This window comes from Thermopolyspora sp. NPDC052614 (assembly GCF_040678635.1).
In the GTDB taxonomy this organism is placed as follows: Bacteria; Actinomycetota; Actinomycetes; order Streptosporangiales; family Streptosporangiaceae; genus Thermopolyspora.
The window spans coordinates 216,850-233,808 of record NZ_JBFATZ010000011.1; the positions used below are offsets into that span (position 1 = coordinate 216,850).

Annotated in this window: 15 protein-coding genes and 1 pseudogene; 5 read left to right on the forward strand and 11 right to left on the reverse strand. The window is 70.7% G+C overall.

Annotated features, from left to right (window positions below; translation table 11 throughout):
* Window positions 1–10: 10 nt before the first annotated feature.
* From AB0K60_RS23975 to AB0K60_RS23985, 3 genes are all read left to right on the forward strand, one after another.
* Window positions 11–289: a hypothetical protein gene (locus AB0K60_RS23975; protein WP_364058978.1), complete on the forward strand. Its 279-nt coding sequence runs from the start codon at window positions 11–13 to the stop codon at window positions 287–289.
* A gap of 165 nt (window positions 290–454) precedes the next feature.
* Window positions 455–1,960 carry a ubiquinol-cytochrome c reductase cytochrome b subunit gene (locus AB0K60_RS23980; RefSeq protein ID WP_364058981.1) on the forward strand — a complete coding sequence of 502 codons (1,506 nt, stop codon included), beginning with the start codon at window positions 455–457 and terminating at the stop codon, window positions 1,958–1,960.
* An 811-nt stretch (window positions 1,961–2,771) separates the two neighbouring features.
* Window positions 2,772–3,146, forward strand: coding sequence for a tetratricopeptide repeat protein (locus AB0K60_RS23985; protein ID WP_364058984.1), 375 nt, complete (start codon window positions 2,772–2,774; stop codon window positions 3,144–3,146).
* A 414-nt stretch (window positions 3,147–3,560) separates the two neighbouring features.
* On the opposite strand, the gene AB0K60_RS23990 is transcribed toward AB0K60_RS23985, so the two are convergent.
* A complete protein-coding gene (locus tag AB0K60_RS23990) occupies window positions 3,561–3,938 on the reverse strand; it encodes a DUF397 domain-containing protein (RefSeq protein WP_364058987.1) in 378 nt (125 codons plus the stop codon).
* The gene (locus tag AB0K60_RS23995) at window positions 3,929–4,753 is read right to left on the reverse strand and encodes a helix-turn-helix transcriptional regulator (RefSeq protein WP_364058990.1); all 825 of its coding nucleotides are present in this window, start codon (window positions 4,751–4,753) and stop codon (window positions 3,929–3,931) included. Before AB0K60_RS23995 ends, AB0K60_RS23990 begins: the two co-directional genes overlap by 10 nt.
* Before the next feature lie 225 nt (window positions 4,754–4,978).
* On the opposite strand from AB0K60_RS23995, the gene AB0K60_RS24000 reads away from it, so the two are divergent.
* On the forward strand, window positions 4,979–5,440 hold the full coding sequence (locus AB0K60_RS24000; protein ID WP_364058993.1) for a hypothetical protein: 462 nt from the start codon (window positions 4,979–4,981) through the stop codon (window positions 5,438–5,440).
* A 283-nt stretch (window positions 5,441–5,723) separates the two neighbouring features.
* Here the strand turns inward: AB0K60_RS24000 and AB0K60_RS24005 are convergent, their stop codons facing one another.
* The 7 genes from AB0K60_RS24005 to AB0K60_RS24035 all read right to left on the reverse strand — a co-directional run bounded on the left by AB0K60_RS24005 (window position 5,724) and on the right by AB0K60_RS24035 (window position 13,022).
* Window positions 5,724–6,044 (reverse strand): MiAMP1 family antimicrobial peptide, encoded by a 321-nt coding sequence (locus tag AB0K60_RS24005; RefSeq protein WP_364058996.1) that lies wholly within the window; start codon window positions 6,042–6,044, stop codon window positions 5,724–5,726.
* Window positions 6,045–6,319: 275 nt separating this feature from the next.
* Entirely contained in the window at window positions 6,320–6,898 is a 579-nt protein-coding gene (locus AB0K60_RS24010) for a GNAT family N-acetyltransferase (RefSeq protein WP_364058999.1), read from the reverse strand.
* A 38-nt stretch (window positions 6,899–6,936) separates the two neighbouring features.
* Entirely contained in the window at window positions 6,937–7,824 is an 888-nt protein-coding gene (locus AB0K60_RS24015) for a carbohydrate ABC transporter permease (RefSeq protein WP_364059002.1), read from the reverse strand.
* An 8-nt stretch (window positions 7,825–7,832) separates the two neighbouring features.
* A complete protein-coding gene (locus tag AB0K60_RS24020; protein WP_364059005.1) occupies window positions 7,833–8,792 on the reverse strand; it encodes a sugar ABC transporter permease in 960 nt (319 codons plus the stop codon).
* A gap of 89 nt (window positions 8,793–8,881) precedes the next feature.
* Window positions 8,882–10,264 (reverse strand): extracellular solute-binding protein, encoded by a 1,383-nt coding sequence (locus AB0K60_RS24025; protein WP_364059008.1) that lies wholly within the window; start codon window positions 10,262–10,264, stop codon window positions 8,882–8,884.
* Between the two features lie 117 nt (window positions 10,265–10,381).
* Window positions 10,382–11,911, reverse strand: coding sequence for an SGNH/GDSL hydrolase family protein (locus tag AB0K60_RS24030; protein ID WP_364059011.1), 1,530 nt, complete (start codon window positions 11,909–11,911; stop codon window positions 10,382–10,384).
* A gap of 130 nt (window positions 11,912–12,041) precedes the next feature.
* The gene (locus AB0K60_RS24035; RefSeq protein WP_364059014.1) at window positions 12,042–13,022 is read right to left on the reverse strand and encodes an aldo/keto reductase; all 981 of its coding nucleotides are present in this window, start codon (window positions 13,020–13,022) and stop codon (window positions 12,042–12,044) included.
* Between the two features lie 233 nt (window positions 13,023–13,255).
* Between AB0K60_RS24035 and AB0K60_RS24040 the strand changes: the two genes are divergently transcribed.
* Window positions 13,256–14,089, forward strand: coding sequence for a hypothetical protein (locus AB0K60_RS24040; RefSeq protein ID WP_364059017.1), 834 nt, complete (start codon window positions 13,256–13,258; stop codon window positions 14,087–14,089).
* Between the two features lie 58 nt (window positions 14,090–14,147).
* Here the strand turns inward: AB0K60_RS24040 and AB0K60_RS24045 are convergent.
* A pseudogene (locus AB0K60_RS24045) lies at window positions 14,148–14,372 on the reverse strand (DUF6401 family natural product biosynthesis protein); the annotation flags it as partial.
* A gap of 181 nt (window positions 14,373–14,553) precedes the next feature.
* A complete protein-coding gene (locus AB0K60_RS24050; RefSeq protein WP_364059020.1) occupies window positions 14,554–16,917 on the reverse strand; it encodes a pyruvate dehydrogenase in 2,364 nt (787 codons plus the stop codon).
* Window positions 16,918–16,959: the final 42 nt, after the last annotated feature.

Below are 16,959 nucleotides of genomic sequence, written 5' to 3' on the forward strand. Positions count from 1 at the left end.
GCGAACGCGGGTGGGACCCCGCCGCGCCCGATCAGGCGGGGCGGCCGGGGTGCTGCGGGCCGCGCTGTGGCGGTGGCCCATCCGGCTCGACGGGGCGGTCAGTCGGTCAGTCGGTCCCGTCGGCGGCGTCGAGCAGAAGGCGATCGGCGCGGAGGCGGTGGGCTCGGGGCTGCTCATCGCCCCACATGAGGAGATCGGCGGGGCCCGGCAGGCCAAGACGCTGGACCTGGCCGCGCACGGTATCGAGACGCCTGACCAGGCCCTCGCCCTTCTCTCCGGCGAGGCGTGAACGCACAAAGCCGTTGTCCTCCTTCCGTGTCCCTTTTCGCGGTCCTTTTTCCGGTCCTTCTTTCGCAAAGGTTCGCGCTACCCGGTGGCCCAGGCCGGATAGGACGCCGGGGCGAGGGTACGGCCGCCTGTCTGGGAGGCCGCACGGAGCGGGAGGTGCGACGGGATGGGTGTGCAGTCATCACTCACCGCACTTGATGACCGGCTGGGCGTCGCCCGTGGGCTGCGGCGCAACATCCGCAAACTGTTCCCCGACCACTGGTCCTTCTTGCTGGGCGAGATCGCCCTCTACAGCCTGGTGACGCTGATCCTCACCGGGACGTTCCTGACGTTCTGGTTCACCCCCACGATGGGCGAGATCGTGTACGACGGGCCGTACCAGCCGTTGCGGGGCGTCTCAATGAGCCAGGCGTACGCCTCGACGCTCGACATCAGCTTCGAGGTGCGCGGCGGGCTGCTGGTACGGCAGATGCACCACTGGGCGGCGCTGGTGTTCGTCGCGGCCATCATGGCCCACCTGCTGCGCGTGTTCTTCAACGGCGCGTTCCGCAAACCGCGCGAGCTCAACTGGATGATCGGCGTCGGCATGCTCGTGCTCGCCATCGCCGAGGGCTTCACCGGCTACTCCCTCCCCGACGACCTGCTCTCGGGCACCGGCCTGCGCATCGCCCAGGGCATCGTCCTGTCCATCCCCGTCGCCGGAACCTACCTCTCGGCCCTGGTCTTCGGCGGCGGGTTCCCCGGCGACATCATCATCAGCCGCCTGTACCCGGTGCACATCCTGCTGATCCCCGGCCTCCTGCTCGCCCTCGTCACCGCCCACCTGATGCTGGTATGGGTGCAGAAGCACACCCAGCAGCACGGCCTACACCGCGCCGAGGACAACATCGTCGGCACGCCCGTCCACCCGTCCTTCGCCGCCAAGAGCATCGCGTTCCTGCTGTTCACCCTCGCGGTGATCGCCGGACTCGCCACATTCGCGCAGATCAACCCGGTCTGGCTGTACGGCCCCTACACCCCGGCCAACACCTCCTCCTTCGCCCAGCCCGACTGGTACATCGGCTTCCTGGAGGGCACCCTGCGCCTAATGCCGTCCCTGGAAACCAACGTCGCAGGCCACACCATCTCCTGGAACGTCCTCGTCCCCGCAGTGATCTTCCCCCTGCTCTTCTTCACCGTCCTGGCCGCCGTCCCCTACCTCTACCGACGCTTCACCGGCGACCGCGAGCCCCACCACCTCGCCGACCGCGCCCGCGACGTCCCCACCCGCACCGGCCTCGGCGTCGCCGGCATCACCCTGTTCGGCGTGGCCTGGGCCTCCGGCGCGCAGGACGCGATCGCCCGCTACTTCAACCTCAACCTGTTCGACCTGGTGTGGTTCTTCCGCGTCGCCCTCTTCGCCGCGCCACTGCTCGCCCTGTTCGTCGCCCGCCGCGTCTGCCTGGGTCTCCAATTGAGCGACCACGAGCTCCTCGACCACGGCGTGGAAACCGGCGTCATCGAGCGCGCCCCCACAGGCGGCTACTACGAGCTCACCACCCCACCCCGCCCGGAGGACCGGGCGAAGATCGAGTACGACGGCCGGTACGCCGTGGAACACGACGGCGAGGTCGCCCGCCGCCCCCGCGAACCGGCCCGGCAACGATCGTCGGACTCCGGTCGAGAACACTAAGGTTTCCAACTTGCTCGCGCAGGCCAGTGCGGTCGTCCCCTCGGCACAGCAGCCTGCCCTGCCTCGGTAATGATCTGTATGCCGGGGTGATCGTTCAGCCAGGCACCCGGCGCTTCCGCCGACCGTCCGGCGGCACGTCACCCGGACGGGCCTGCTCGGGCCGATAGTCTTCGCATCGCGGTCGTCGTCGCCGCCGCAGCGAACCCGCCGTACCCGCAGGTGACGCACCGGCTCCCGGCTGTCGGCACCGTGTCGCGCACCCGCCGCCTGCCGCCGTGTAAGCGCCGGGGAGCCGTCCCGCACCGCGAGCACGCCGCCGTGATGGTGCGGGTTCCGGCCCGGGATCCGTAGCGGCCTGCCCGGTCTGCCCGGCCGGTCCACCTGGCCGTCCCGCAGGCCGGCCAGGCAAGGGGAAAGAAGCCTGCGAGCGACTCCGAGATTGTCATCCGGCAGGGTCGGCAACCCCGGAGGCTGGGCGCTGGAGGATCACCGAATCAGTGCCAGGGCCGGTCTTCCACCGGCACCGGCAGGCGGAACGGGCGGCCGAGGCGGCGTGCGTAGCGGTACCGGTCGGTGGCGAGGTGCCTCGTCCGGTGTCCTCGCCTCGTCCTTGCCGGGGGTCCTTGCCGGGGTCCTTGCGGGGGGTTGCGGGTGGGGGTGTTGCCCCGCGGGGGTTGTCAGAGGGGGTAGCGGTCGGGGTGGACGGTGTGGGTGCGTTCGGCGGGGGTTTCCCACACCAGGGTGCCGGGGCTGGGCTGGGTGAGTTTCCACCCGTCTGTCTGCTTGAGGCGATGACGCCCATCAGCTGGGGGTGCTGGCGGAGTTGCGGGGGGATTACGGGGAGGCGGAGCGGTTGTACCGCAGTTCCCTGGAGATTGACGAGCGGCTGGGCGACTTGGCCGGCATGGCTACGACCTACTCACAACTCGGGAACCTGATGGCCGTGGTCGAATCCCCGGTGCAGGCTATCGCCTGCCATATACGCGCGCTGGCGATCAGGCTCAGGTTGCAGACTCCGGAAGCGGTTAACAATCTTGAGCGCTTGAGCGAGTATCGACGGCTGCTCGGTGCCGAATCGTTTGTGCAAGCTGTTCAAGAGTCGGTGGGGACTGATGACACTCGCCAGCTCCTTGACATGCTTGATTGGTACGACGAGCAACAGAAGGATCAACCGTCTACGGCGTGACGGTGTCGCTTGCGTGGTCTGGCGATGTCGGGGTGTCTGGTGCCCTGTGTTGCTGCACGAGGTTCCTGACGATCAGGGGCGGCGGAGCTTCGGTGCCGGCCTGGCCTCGTCCTGTTCGCCTGCGTACGTGCTGCCGTACGTTCCTGTGCTGTCTGAGGGAGCGGGGGCGGCGTGGTGAACAGCATGGCGGTGTCCGCGCTCGATTGTGGACGGGGTCGCACTGGCCGGGCTGCGTTCTGGGGGCGCGGGCGAGGGTGATGGGTTTCGGCTGGTCAGGTGGGGGCTGAGGTGCGGCGGTGGGTGTGAAGCGGGTGGCTCCACACCCACCCGACCTGATGTCTTGCGGCCCATGCGAGTCGCGCGGACCGGTTCCTCATCGGGGTTGCCTCCCCGATGACTGCCGTCGTGCCGGATCTACTCGGCCTGCGCCTGGGCCTCGGTCTCCTCGGGCTCCTCGTCGGCCAGGTCGTCGAACTCGCCGTCGAGTACGCCGAGGCGGAACGCTTCCCACTCGGCCGGGGTGAAGTACAGCTTGGGGCCGTCGGGGTCCTTGGAGTCGCGGACGACGTACAGGCGGTCGTACTCGGCCTTGTGCGCGGCGCCTACGGCCAGTTCGGCCGTCTCCACGAAGTTGGGGTCCGTCTTGTCGATGATCGTCACTTCGACGCAGTTGCCTTCGTTGGCTCCGCTGTGGCTGGACTTGCGCCAGACGCCAACCTCGACGCAGTCGCCTCCGCTGGCACCGCTCCGACTGGCCTTGCGCCAGACCACATTGGTCAGGTCTATGTCCATTTCTCCTCCACCACGTTAGATATGAAGTCTAGGCTCGCCGGTCCGGGCAGGGCGAGGGAACGAATTGCCTCATACCAGCCGACGAGTGTCGCTACGTCATCCTGTTGCTCGGTAACGTAGCCCTTACCTACGCCCTCGACATACACGACATCCGGTTCGCCGGACACACTAGCTATCACGAATGCCCCGGTGAGGCCGAGCAGGGCTTGGGAGCCAATAGGTACCACTTGAATGCTGATTCTAGGGCCCATTGCGGCATTGATCAGTGCCAGGAGTTGGTCCCGCATGACCTTCTTGTCGCCGACGGGCCGATGCAACACTCCCTCATCGAGGACCACGCACAACAGTGGCGGTTTGGCCCTATCAAGGATTTCCTGTCGAGCCAATCTAGCGGTTACCGTTTCCTCAACCTGTTCCAGCGTGCGATCGGGGCGCTGCGAGATGATCGCTCGGGCGTAGTCCGCAGTCTGAAGTAAACCAGGGACGAGCAGCGGCTCCCAACTCCTGAGCAGATGGGCGCTCTCCTCGATGTCCATCCAGCGGTGGAACCAGCCAGGGAACGGAGACTTGCGTGCGAGCCGCCACAGCCGGGTCAACGCGCCGTCGGTGCTGAGGGCTTCGTCGCAGAGCTTGGCGAACTCGCGGCGCGGAGGCCGCTTGCCGGTCTCGATCGCGCCGATCTGGGACGTCGAGTAGTTGATCTTCTCGCCGAGTTGCTCCAGGGTCAGGCCCGCCTTCGTACGGTAATGCCGCAGTTCAGAACCGAAGAACGCCAATGGGCTCTCGGCCGGGTCGAGATCGCGAGGCGCGGGCATGGGGGCCTCCCAAGGGTCTGTGACGCTGCTTGAGTCGGTGCCGCACGGGTTCCCGAAGCGTTCCGCGCATCGCCTCCGGTCGCGTGGCGCGTTCCCGCGCCAAGCGCTTTGGACGGTCGGCGTTGCGCGTCCGGCAATGCGGTATCCGTTCGCTTACACACCGTAGTGGACCGGCGGCATGCTGAGGGGCCGGAAATCAACGAAATCCCGCCACGGAAGGTGCCGATGTCCTTCTACGCCTCGAAGTCCGAGCGTAACGAGCAGGACCACCTCAAGCGGCTGGAGCGCCTCGGCGACCTCCTCGCCGCCCACGGACTCCACACCCGCGTGTACCGCCACGTCTGCCTGCGCCTGTTCCAGAACGAGCTCGCCCCGCCCGCCTGGCACGAGCCCGTCCTGTCCGTCCGCCGCCCCGGGCCGAACCGTTCCGCCTGCATGGAGATCACCGTCCGGCCCGCCAAGCCCGCCTTCAGCGTCACCCTCCCCGGCGGACGCGCCCTCTGGGCTTACCACGGCGACGAGAGGGCCGTGATCGCCTTCGTACGCGCGATCCTCGACGCCTGGCCCCGCGAGCTTGAGGATCCGCAGGTGGGCCGGCAGGGGCGGCCAGAAGATCGCGACGTGCCGGGCGTGGCGGCGCGGGAAGACGCCTGGGACGGCCGGTGCGGGCCGGTCGGCCCGCGATAGGACGATCGCGGCGATGGGGTGGCGTCGGTGAGGGGACCGTGCCCGAGGGGTGGCGTCGGTGATGACGCGAGGGGACCGTGCCCGAGGGATAGCGTCGGTGATGACGCGATGACGTGATGGCGGGTGGGGCGGCGCCCGTGATGAGGCGGGTTCATGGGCAATGGCCCCTCGCGTCGTCGCGAGGGGCCATTGGGTTGGCTCGGCTTCTGATCGCGGTTTCACGATCCGTTCGGACGCCCGTTCGCGGCCCGCGCCAGCGGAAGCCGGGGCGTACCCTGGTGGATCAGCACTCGATGAACGTGCTCTTCCAGCCGAAGGGCGTCGACTGCTCGGTGTACCGGCTGGAGCTCAGTACGTAGTGCGCCACGCCCTCGGCGTTGGGCTGGTTGTACATCCGGGCGCTCTGGCCCGTGGGGTACCACTTGTAGGACCCGTTGTACCCGGCGGGGATGTTGCTGACCCCGCACCTGGTGATCGCCTTCGAGTGGCCGGAGAAGCCGGGGCCTTCGTAGACCACCAGGGTCGAGGCGTGTGCGGCGACGGCGGTCAGGACGATGATGCCGGCCGCGAGGGCCGGGACCAGCGTCAGGGACTTCTTGCGCAAGATGCCTCCAGGGTTGGATGTCCTGCTCCTGGCGGCATTGCCTGTGGCTTGTTGCCAGGAGTGATTCCATCACTGTCACTTTAGGCGATCAAACGAATGCGATCCGCGACTTTGCCATTGGCTGGGAGATTGATTGCCTGCCGTATTCGGTCAAGAGCGTCACGGTGAACCGCTTGCGGGCCGCCCTCGCCGCCGTACGCCGCGGTGCGGACGGCCCCAAGCGGCTCCAAGCGGCCCCAAACGTCCGCGCGGAGATCGAGGGGCGGCCCGGCCGGTCAGGCTTCGGCGGCCCGGTGGGCGAGCCACTCCTCGCGGGTGATCGCGTACTCGACCTCGCCGTGATCGCTGCCCGGCAGCGGCTCCTCCCACTCGGGGTAGAACGTGCGTACGTGGCGCATGCCGATCGAGGCCATCGTCGCGCGGGAGCCCGTGTTGACCGCCATCGTCTCGGCGAAGACGCGATGCAGGCCGAGGTCCTCGAACGCGTGCCGGAGCAGCTCGCGGGCCCCCTCGCTGGCCAGGCCCTGGCGCCAGTGGCTGCGCATCAACCGGTACCCGAGCTCGGCCTGGCCCGAGACCGGCCCCTGGTCGGCGCGCTCCGGCGGCTTCAGGATCCACCAGCCGACGAAGCGCCCATCGACGAACCCCGTCCAGTAGCCGAGCCCGGGAACGATGTTCGCCGCCGCGAGCCGCTTGCGGTGGATGCTCTCCACCTCGTCTCGCGTGCGGGGGCGGCCGTTGCCGAGGTAGCGCATGACCGCCGGGTCGGCGTCGAGTTCTATCTCGTACTCCAGATGGTCGTCGGAGAGCGGAACAAGGTGGATCCGATGGGTACGCAGCGTCGCCTGAGCCATGACCCCAATCTTGACGGGAAACGCGAGGGAATGTGCGATCACCCCCTCTCCGAACCTGCTGTGAGTCCCTCGGTGACCAGGCGTTCACAGGCGAAGAACGCCAGGACGACGGGGAACGTCAGGACGACAGAGCCGGCCATGAGCACGGTCGTCGGCACCTCGACGGCCCCGGCGAGCTGGGAGAGGCCGAGGGAGACCGTCCACCGGTCGCGGTCCTCGACCAGGAACAGCAGCGCGAACAGGAACTCGTTCCAGGCGATCATGAAGACGTAGAGGCCGGTCGCGGTCAGCGCCGGGAGCGACAGCGGCAGCGTCACCCGCCACAGGGTGGCGAGGGTGCCGCAGCCGTCGAGCGCGGCGGCCTCCTCGACGCCGCGCGGGACCGTCTCGAAGTAGTTGCGCAGCATGTACACGCATACCGGGAGGGTCTGGGCGATGTAGACGAGTGCGAGCCCGGCCAGCGAGGCGCGCAGGCCGATCAGGCTGAAGAACACGAACAGCGGGATCGCCACCACGATCGGCGGGAACAGGTACGTGGCCAGGAACAGGAAGTGCACCTGGCGGCGGCCGAAGAAGCGCAGGCGGGCCACCGCGTACGCGCCCGGGATGGCGACCAGCAGCGTGAGCGCGACCGTCGCGGCCGAGACGGCGACGCTGTTGCGGATGAACGCGCCGAAGCCCTGGCCGCCCGCGTCGGCCGGGGTGAGCACCTCCCGGTAGGTGTCGAGCGTGATCTCGGGCGGCGGGGCGAGCGCCGAGGCCGGGTCGAGGATGAGGGATTGGATGTCCCACAGCGATAGGACGATCATGTAGTAGAAGGGGAAGGCGGTGGCCAGCAGCAGCGCGGCGACGACGGCCGGGCGCAGCACCCGCAGGGCCGCCCGCTCGATCCGGTCGCGGCCGAGGGGCCCGCGGGCCGTACTCACTCGGATACTCACTCGGAGGTCCGTTCGGCGGCGGCGAAGAAGCGCAGGTGGACGCCGAGGAACACGACGAGGACGAGCGCGAGCACCATGGCCTGCGCGGCGGCGGCGCCGATGTCGTCGCGGGCGGTGAGCAGGGTGAACACGCGCACGCTCACCACCTCCGTGCCCGCGCCGCCGCCGGTGAGCAGGTAGACGTCGTCGAACTTGTTGAACGTGAACACGAACCGCAGCACCGACAGCAGGGCCACGACCCGCCAGAGCTGCGGCATGATCACGTGCCGGAGGCGTTGGGTGGGCGTGGCGCCGTCGACGAGGGCCGCCTCGTCGAGTTCCTTCGGTACGGCCTGCAGGCGGGCGAGGATGAACAGGAACGCGAACGGGAAGTACCGCCACGCCTCGAACGCGATCACGGTGAGCAGGGCCACGGGGACGGTGATCCCGAGGAACTCGCCCTTGGCCTGGGTGAGGAAGGCGATCGGGCGGTCCCAGCCGAGGTGGCGGACGCCGAGCTCGTTGACGATGCCGTACTGGGGGCTGAGCATCACCTCCCACACGTACGTGGCCGCGACGACCGGCGCGACGTACGGGAGCAGGACTGCGGCGCGGATCAGGCCGCGGCCCCGGAAGCGGTCCCGAAGCGCCAGCGCCGCCACCAGGCCGCCCGCGATGGACAGGAACGTTCCGGCGACCGTGTAGATCAGGGTGACGGCCAGGCCGTTCCAGAAGCCGGGCTCGGTGAGGACGTAGGCGAAGTTGTCCAGGGTGTAGCGGCCGAACAGGCCGGTGTAGCGGATGTTGATCAGGCGGGCGCGCTGGAACGCCAGCATCAGCGCCCACAGCAGCGGCAGCACGACCGCCACGAGCGTGATCACCAAGGTGGGGGAGAGGAGCGCCAGCGCCGTCCGGGCCTCCCGGCCGCGCAGCGTCGGGACGTGGGCCTTCGCTGACGCGCCCGATGCCGTCCTCATCTTTCCGCTTGCCCGCACGTCCCGCTTGTCCTCACGCCCTGATCGGCTTCATGTCCTGTTTGTCGTCACGCCCCGACCGGAGCGCCCGTTCACTCCCGCAGGCCGCGTTTAATGGCCGCCATGTCACGTTTGGCCTGGTCGGCGGCCTGCCGGGCGGTGAGGGAGCCCTCGACCATCCCGCTCAGCGCCTTGGGGATCGGCAGTTCGCCCGCCGCCGCGCCCACGAGCCTGCCCTGCCCCTGCGGAATGCCCCACCGGTCGAAGGCATCGGTGCTCGCGCGCAGCCCCTCCAGCAGCGACCTGGGGTAGACGTCCACGAGCGGCTTCTTCCGGTCCACGCCCGCCGGGAGGCGGTACCACGCTCGGACGAATTTCCGCGGCTGGCGTACCGTGCCGGTGCGGACGGGGATCTTGCCCTCGGGGGCGAGGCCGAGCCAGCGCTCGTACCCGGTGTCCATCATGTACGTGACGAATCGCCGCGCCGCGTCCCGGTTCGCCTCCCGGGTGATCGCCCAGGAGACGATCTCGCCGTACCGGGCGGGGCGGATGGCGTCGGGGCCGCGCAATGCGGTCACCACGCCGGTGTGCCGGGCCAGCCACTCCGGGTTTGCCCGGCACTCGGGGCAGCTCGGCAGCGCGTCCGTACGCAGGCCGGCCAGCTCGTCGAGGATGAACGACGACCAGATCGCCATCGCCGCCCTGCCGGAGAAGTACGTGGCCCGGACCGAGTCGATGTCCTGTTTGCCCGGCACGGAGTACTTGTTCGCGAGGTCGGCGTAGAACGCGAAGGCGCGCTCGCACTCCGGGCTGTCGATGGTCAGGGCACCGCCCCGGCCGACCAGCTCGCAGCCGTTGGCCAGCGCCACGTACTCGAAGCTCTGCGCGGTGAACGCGTCCCTGGGGGCCACGGCGAGCGCGATGCCCGCGACGCCGCCGCCGTTGAGCCGCCGCGCCGCCGCGCGCAGCCGTTCGTAGGTGTCGGGCGGGCCGAGCCCGGCCTTGCCGAACAGGTCCTTGCGGTAAAGGAGGATCTGGGCCCAGGCGTCGCTGGGCACGGCGAGCAGCCTGCCGCCCTCCGAGCCGAGTTCCAGCGCCCGCCGGGAGAACGTCCCCCGGCCCAGGGCGTCGGCCACCTTGCCGGGGGTTTCGGTGTCGAGCAGCTCGTTGGCCTCCAGCTCGCGCACCGACGTGAGCGGCAGGGCCCCGATCACGTCCGGGAGCCGCCCGGCCGCCGCCGCCGACCGCACCACCTGGCTGAACTGGTCCTCGGCGATCCCGACGAGGTGCACCTTGATCCCCGTACGCCGGGCGAAGTCCGCGGCGAGCCTTTCCTGCACGCCCATCCGGTCGGGAAGGCTCTCCAAGGTCCACACGGTGATGGCGTTACGGTCCCCGGCGTCCTCGCCGCCGCATCCGCCCGCCATGGCCGCAAGGAGGAGCACGGCGACCGCGGCGATCAGTCTTCTCGGCATTCGCTTCCCCGCACCTCCCTTCCGACCAGCGGTTTTGTGCCCCATGTACGCCCGGCGTACCACCGGCGCGGACGATCGCGCCGTGGCGGGCGGGTGGCGCCGCAAGCCGCTGTCGGCTCAGGAGAGGTCGCCGGAGGCGGGCGATTCGATGGCCGGGAAGGGGAGGAAGGGCTCGGCCTGGTGGGAGACGCCCGAGGCGGCGACGTTCCAGGCCGGGCGGGGGTCGGGGACCTCGCGGAGCTGGGCGCGGGAGAAGCGCAGGGTCGGCGTGCCGGGGACGCCGCCCGCCACGGTGATCGCGACCGAGCAGGAGACGGCCACGTCCCCGGGCTGCCTGCGCACCGGGTGCGTGGCGGGCCAGCCGGACCAGGCGGCGGCCGGGAGGAACTCGCCGGGGCCGGTCTCCAGCGCGCCCGCCAGCAGGGTCCAGTTCTGGCCGCCCGCCGACAGGAGCAGGCGCGGGTTGTACGAGAGCCAGCCGGGGTGGGCCGAGACCTCCTGGTGGAGGTGAAAGCGCAGCCACGCCGCGTCGCCGAGGTCGGTGAGCGGCAGCAGGGCGGGGTCGGTGCGCAGGATGAACGTGGTGTCGTGGTGGCCCGGCGTGATCTGGAGGACCTGTTTCGCGACGCCGTCCTCGGTCGTGGTGGAGGCCCGCATGCGGGCGTCGCCGCTCTTGCGGGCGATCGCCCAGCCCGACGCGCAGTGCCCCTCGACGCCCCAGCCGATCAGGCCCGAGGTGCCGGTGAAGGCGCCGTTCGGCAGCAGGTTTCCGGGGGCGAGGGGGTCGGTTCCGTAGACGTTGTCGTCGGCGATGAGCGTGCGCAGGATCGGCAGCAGGGCCCGCGCCTCCGCCCAGGCGGCCGGGGTGCCGGGGTGGACGCCGTCCACGGGGGTGAGGTCCGGCAGCCAGTCGCCGCCCGCTCCGGCCCGGGAATCCGGATCCTCCAGGTAGGCGTTGACGTCGGCCACGAGCACTCGGCCGGATGCCTGCGCGCGCAGCCAGTCGTTCACCTCGCGGCGGGCCGCGTACCGGGAGTCGCTCGCCTGGTCGGGCATCGCCCACGCGGCCCGGCCGAGCGCGCCGCGGGGCCGTACCGTGGTGACGATCGGGATCGCGCCCGTGGCGGTGATCGCCGCGATCTGGTGGCCCAGGTCGCGGCGGACGGCGGAGGCGGGGATGAAGGAGTTGAGGTCGTTGGTGCCGACCGACAGCAGCACCACCTCCGGGCGCATCGGCGCGACCTCCTGATCCCACCGCAGCAGCGTGCCCGGGTTCTCGGGGGACAGGTAGCCGAGGTGGTCGCCCGCGATGCCGTTGTTCGAGCCGCGCATGCACCGGCCCTGCCGCAGGTCCTCCGGATCGTGCCAGGTGTCGTCGTTGAACGCGGGGAACAGGGTCTTCACCCAGGTCATGGCCCCGCGGGCCCGGCGGCTCAGCCGCGCGGGCCCGCCGATCCTCGCGTACTCGGCGAACTGGGTGATCGAGTCGCCGAGACGCGCCACCTTGGGCCCCGTCAGGCCGCCCTCCGGGAAACGCGTCGCCGACGCCGCCGGTAGCCCGGCCGCTCCCGCCGCCACCCCCGCCGCCAATGCGGAGCGGAGCAACGCGCGCCGGGAGATCCCGGCCGGGGGGACACGGTCGAGCACAGCAGGATCATCCCAGGACCGTCCCCTGCCGCGCATTGACCGGACGGCACGAGTCGGTCACCGTCCGGTGACGGCCGCCAAACGCTCCGCGATCTTCGGAGGGTGCCGCGCGTCCGTGGCGCACCGCGCGTCAGTGGCGCACGGCGTGCGGCCGGTACGGCTCGGCGAGGGCGGCCACCTCCTCGTCGGACAGCGACAGCTCGGCGGCGGCCAGGGCGTCCTCGATGTGGCGCTCCTTGGTGGCGCCGACGATGGGCGCGGTGACCTGCGGACGGTGCAGCAGCCAGGCGAGCGCGATCTGGGCCGGGGGCACGCCGCGCTCGCGGGCGAGCTCGGCGACGCGGTCCAGGATGAGGCGGTCGTTGTCCTCCTCGCCCGAGTAGAGCGCCTGGATGCGGTCGTCCTCGCCGGACCTGGTGGTGTCCTGGGCGGGGGAGCCCGCGCGGGCGAGCAGGCCGCGGGCGAGCGGGCTCCACGGGATGAGGCCGACGCCCTGGTCGGCGCAGAGCGGGATCATCTCGCGCTCCTCCTCGCGGTAGAGGAGGTTGTAGTGGTTCTGCATGGAGACGAACCGGGTCCAGCCGTTCTTGTCGGCGACGTGCTGGGCCTTGGCGAACTGCCAGGCGTACATGGTGGAGGCGCCGAGGTAGCGGGCCTTGCCGGCGCGGACGACGTCGTGCAGGGCCTCCATGGTCTCCTCGATCGGCGTCTCGTCGTCCCAGCGGTGGATCTGGTAGAGGTCCACGTGGTCGGTGCCGAGGCGGCGCAGCGAGTTGTCGATGGCCGTCATGATGTGCTTGCGCGACAGGCCCTTGTCGTTGGCGCCGCGGCCCACCGGGAAGTACACCTTGGTCGCCAGCACGTAGTCGTCGCGGCTGGGGAAGATCTTGCGGAGCAGGCGGCCGGTGACCTCCTCGCTGATGCCGAACGAGTACACGTCGGCCGTGTCGAAAAAGGTGACGCCGCCCTCGGCGGCCTTGCGCACGATCGGCTCGGCCTGCTCCTCGGACAGCACCCAGTTGCTCCACTTGGCGGGGTCGCCGTAGCTCATCATCCCCAGGCAGATCCGCGACACCTTCAGACCGGTCGTGCCGAGCCGTACGTAGTCCACTTCGCATTCCTCTCGATAGGGACCTGTGGCGACCTTGGCAAGCCTATGCCCGGGGCGTAAAGCGATCATGGGATGGGCGGGGCCTACGGCCTGCCTGGCCCAGCAGGGGAAAATTCGGGTAAATGGTGCTTCGTCTCGTATGTCGATTCGAATGATCGGAGGCCGCCCGGGTAGCGGCTTCGCTGATCCGATCCGCCCACCAGGGGAGGTCGCCGATCACCGGGGAGGCAGACGTGGGCATCGACATCCAGCAAGGTTTGCAGGACCTGTGGCGGACGCTTGTCCTGTTCGTCCCGAGGCTCGTCGTCTTCGTGATCATCCTGATCATCGGCTGGATCGTGGCCCGGGTGCTGCAGAAGGTGGTCGACACCATCCTCGAACGTGTCGGCTTCGACCGGATGGTCGAGCGCAGCGGCGTGGGCCGCATGCTGGCGCGCGGGCGGTACGACGCCAGCAGCCTGATCGCCCGGATCGTGTACTACCTGATCCTGCTGATCACACTGCAGGTCGCGTTCGGCGTCTTCGGCCCCAACGCGATCTCCAACCTGCTCAACGCGGTCGTGGCCTGGCTTCCGCTCGCCATCGTCGCGATCATCATCCTGGTCATCGCCGGAGCGATCGCGGGCGCGGTCAAGGACGTCATCACCGGCGTGCTCGGCGGCACCCGCTACGGGCGCTGGCTCGGCATCGCCGCCGCCGTCTTCATCTGGGCGCTGGGCATCATCGCGGCCCTCAACCAGGTCGGCATCGCCACCGCCGTCACCACCCCCGTCCTGATCGCCGTGCTCGCCACCGTCGGCGCGATCCTCGCCATCGGCGTCGGCGGCGGTCTCGTCCGGCCCATGCAGCAGCGCTGGGAGCGCTGGCTCGGGGCCATGGAGGAGCAGGCGCCGCAGATGCGCGCCCAGGCCGAGGCGTACACGCGGGGGCGTCAGGACGCCGCCGAGCACACCCCCGCCGCCGCTCCAGGAGAGACGACCGGTACGACAACCGGTCCCTCGGGGACGGATACGGCGGGTGGCCCCGGCACGACCAGGCGGCCAGGCGGTCCCCGTACCCGACCCTGACGGTCGGTGAATCGGTCGCCGGCCAGGCCGGGAGCTCGTCGTCGAGGTAGCCGAGCCTGCGGGCGAGCAGGACGATGGCCGTCAGGCGAAGGGTCGGGTAGTCCTGGACGCCGGTGAAGATCCAGCCGCGGTCGCGCAGCTCGTCGACGAAGCCGAGCAGATAGTCGCCGAGGGTCTCCTCGTCGAGGTCGATCGTCTCGCGCAGCGCCGCCATGTGCTGATCGACCGCGGCGAGTACGCCGGGGTCGGCGGACGGCAGGGCCAGTTGCCCCGGGCCCAGCATGTCCACGATCCGGCGCAGCGGGGCGGCCGGCCCTTCCTCCTGGTCAAACACCGGTACACGATAACGAGGGAGACCGTCCTTGACCTCGGCGGGGGGAGGACCGACGGTGCGGTCCGGGGCGGTCTGGGCCGGTTTGGGGGCGCGGTTTGGGGGCGCGGTTGGGGGTGGTGCGCCGTCGGCGTCACTCGACCAGGTCCAGCGCGGCGGCGACGATCGCGTCGGCGTCGATGCCGTGGTGGCGGTAGACCTCGTCGAGCGCGCCGCTCTGGCCGAAGCGGGTCACGCCCAGCGTCGTGACGGGGACGTTGTTGACCGTGGCCAGGAACGCCAGCGTGTGCGGATGCCCGTCGAGCACGGTGACCAAGGGAGTCGCCCGGTCGGCCGGGAAGACCTGGTCGAGGATCCAGCTCGGGGCCTCCTCAAGGCCCCGGCGGGCACGCCCGGCGCGGAACAGCAGGTCCGGGCTGGTGACGCAGACGACGTCGGCGGCGACGCCGAGGGCCTCCAGCCGGTCGGCGGCGGCCAGCGCCTCGGTGACCAGGGCCCCCATCGCGGCCACCGTCACCCGGGGATTCGGGCGGCGGCGCAGCGGGTAGGCCCCGGCGACGACCTGGCGGCGGTGCCGCTCCCGCGCGGCGGGGTCGGCCGGGACGGCGGCGAGCGACTGATCCACCGGCCGGGTGGACAGGCGCAGGTACGCCGAGCAGCCGTCCGGCCTGCCGAGCCTGGCCAGCGCCTCCAGCAGGCACCACTCGGTGTCGAGGACGAAGGCCGGCTCGTACGACAGCACGCCCGGCTGCTCCAGGCCGAGCGAAGGCGTCGTGATCGACTGGTGGGCCCCGCCCTCGGGGGCGAGGGTCACGCCCGAGGGCGTGCCGATCAGGATCGACTGGCCGCCCGCGTAGACGCCGAACGACCACGGCTCAAGCGCCCGGTTCACGAACGGGTCGTACACCACGCCGATCGGCAGCAGCGGCTGCCCCCAGCGGCTCCACGTGGCGCCGAGCTCGCCCAGCAGGCCGACCAGGTTCGTCTCGGCGATGCCCAGCTCCAGGTGCCGCCCCGCCGGGCCCTCCCGCCAGTGCAGGATCGTCTCGGCGTCGTCGGCGAACCAGTCCACCCGATCGGACGGGGCCCACACGCCGACCTTGTTCAGCCAGCCGCCAAGGTTCGTCGAGGAGCTCACGTCCGGGCTGACGGTGACGATGCGGTCGGCGGCCTCGGGGGCGCGCCTGGTCAGGTCGAGCAGCACGCGGCCGAGGGCCTGCTGGGTGCTGCCGGTGCCGGACGGGGTGCGGCCCAGGTCCGCGGGCACCGGGGGCGGTGTCGTCGCGCCCTGTGTCGTCGCGCTCGGTTCGGCACGGCGCAGCCGTTCTGCCGTACGGGCGCACAGCACGGCCTCCGCCCCGCCCGCGGGGAAACGGGTCCACGGCGCGTCCGGGTCGGCCCCCAGGTCGGCGGCGAGCCGGCGCAACTGCTCGGCCGTGAGCAGCGCCGAGTGGTTCTGCGGGTGGCCCTCGGTGGCGAGGCGGTGTCCCTTCACCGTGTACGCGAAGATCACGGTGGGCCGGGCGTCGTCGATGGCCGCGTACGCGTCCAGCAGCGCGCCCAGGTCGTGCCCGCCGAGGTTGCGCACGGCGGCGCGCAGGGTGTCGTCGTCGAGGTCCGCGATGAGACGGGCGATGGGCTCGCGGCCGGGGCCGGTGCCGGGCAGCCGCTCGCGGAGCCGTTCCGGGGCGCAGCGCAGCAGCCGCTGGTACTCCGGGTTGCTCATCGCGTCCAGGCGCGTGCGCAACGCCTCGCCGCCGGGGCGGTCGAACAGCCGCCGCAGCAGCCGGCCGTACTTGAGGGTGAGCACCTGCCAGCCCGCCGCGGCGAACATGCCCTCCAGCCGCCGCACGGCCATCTCCGGGACGACCCGGTCGAGCGACTGCCGGTTCAGGTCGACGATCCACACGACCTCGCCCAGGCCGGCGACCATGGGGTCCTGGATCGCCTCCCAGCAGGCGCCCTCGTCGAGCTCGGCGTCGCCGAGCAGGGCGTACTGGCGGCCGATTCCCGCGCCGCCGAACCGGCCCTCGACGTAGCGGCGCGCGATCGCGCCCCAGATCGGGGCGGTGGCGCCGATGCCGACCGAGCCGGTGGAGTAGTCGACCGGGTCGGGGTCCTTGGACCGGCTGGGATAGCTCTGCAGGCCGCCGAAGGAGCGCAGCCGGGTCAGGTACGACTCGTCCAGCTCGCCGAGCAGGTAGTTGATGGCGTGCAGCACCGGCGAGGCGTGCGGCTTGACCGAGACGCGGTCGGCCGCCGTCAGGTGGCCGAACCACAACGCGGTCATGATCGTGGTCATCGAGGCGCTGGACGCCTGGTGGCCGCCGACCTTCAGGCCCGAGGGGTTGGGGCGCACCCGGTTGGCGTGGTCGATCATCGCCGTCGCCAGCCACAGCACCCGGCGCTCGATCGCTTCCAGCGTCGCCGGCCTCTCGTCGGAGAGGCCCGGGGCCGCTTCGAGCGAGGGCGACGGCGAGGGTGAGTAGGCGCGCATCGCAGCCCCCTTTGCCAGAGCTACCCGTACATGCCGGGAAGT

Coding starts and splice junctions, on each gene's coding strand:
- AB0K60_RS23995 (WP_364058990.1), bottom strand. CDS start 4,753: ATGCCCGCGCCTCGCGATCTCGACCCGGCCGAGAGCCCATTGGCGTTC.
- AB0K60_RS24050 (WP_364059020.1), bottom strand. CDS start 16,917: ATGCGCGCCTACTCACCCTCGCCGTCGCCCTCGCTCGAAGCGGCCCCG.
- AB0K60_RS24000 (WP_364058993.1), top strand. CDS start 4,979: ATGTCCTTCTACGCCTCGAAGTCCGAGCGTAACGAGCAGGACCACCTC.
- AB0K60_RS24020 (WP_364059005.1), bottom strand. CDS start 8,792: ATGAGGACGGCATCGGGCGCGTCAGCGAAGGCCCACGTCCCGACGCTG.
- AB0K60_RS24025 (WP_364059008.1), bottom strand. CDS start 10,264: ATGCCGAGAAGACTGATCGCCGCGGTCGCCGTGCTCCTCCTTGCGGCC.
- AB0K60_RS23990 (WP_364058987.1), bottom strand. CDS start 3,938: ATGGACATAGACCTGACCAATGTGGTCTGGCGCAAGGCCAGTCGGAGC.
- AB0K60_RS24010 (WP_364058999.1), bottom strand. CDS start 6,898: ATGGCTCAGGCGACGCTGCGTACCCATCGGATCCACCTTGTTCCGCTC.
- AB0K60_RS23980 (WP_364058981.1), top strand. CDS start 455: ATGGGTGTGCAGTCATCACTCACCGCACTTGATGACCGGCTGGGCGTC.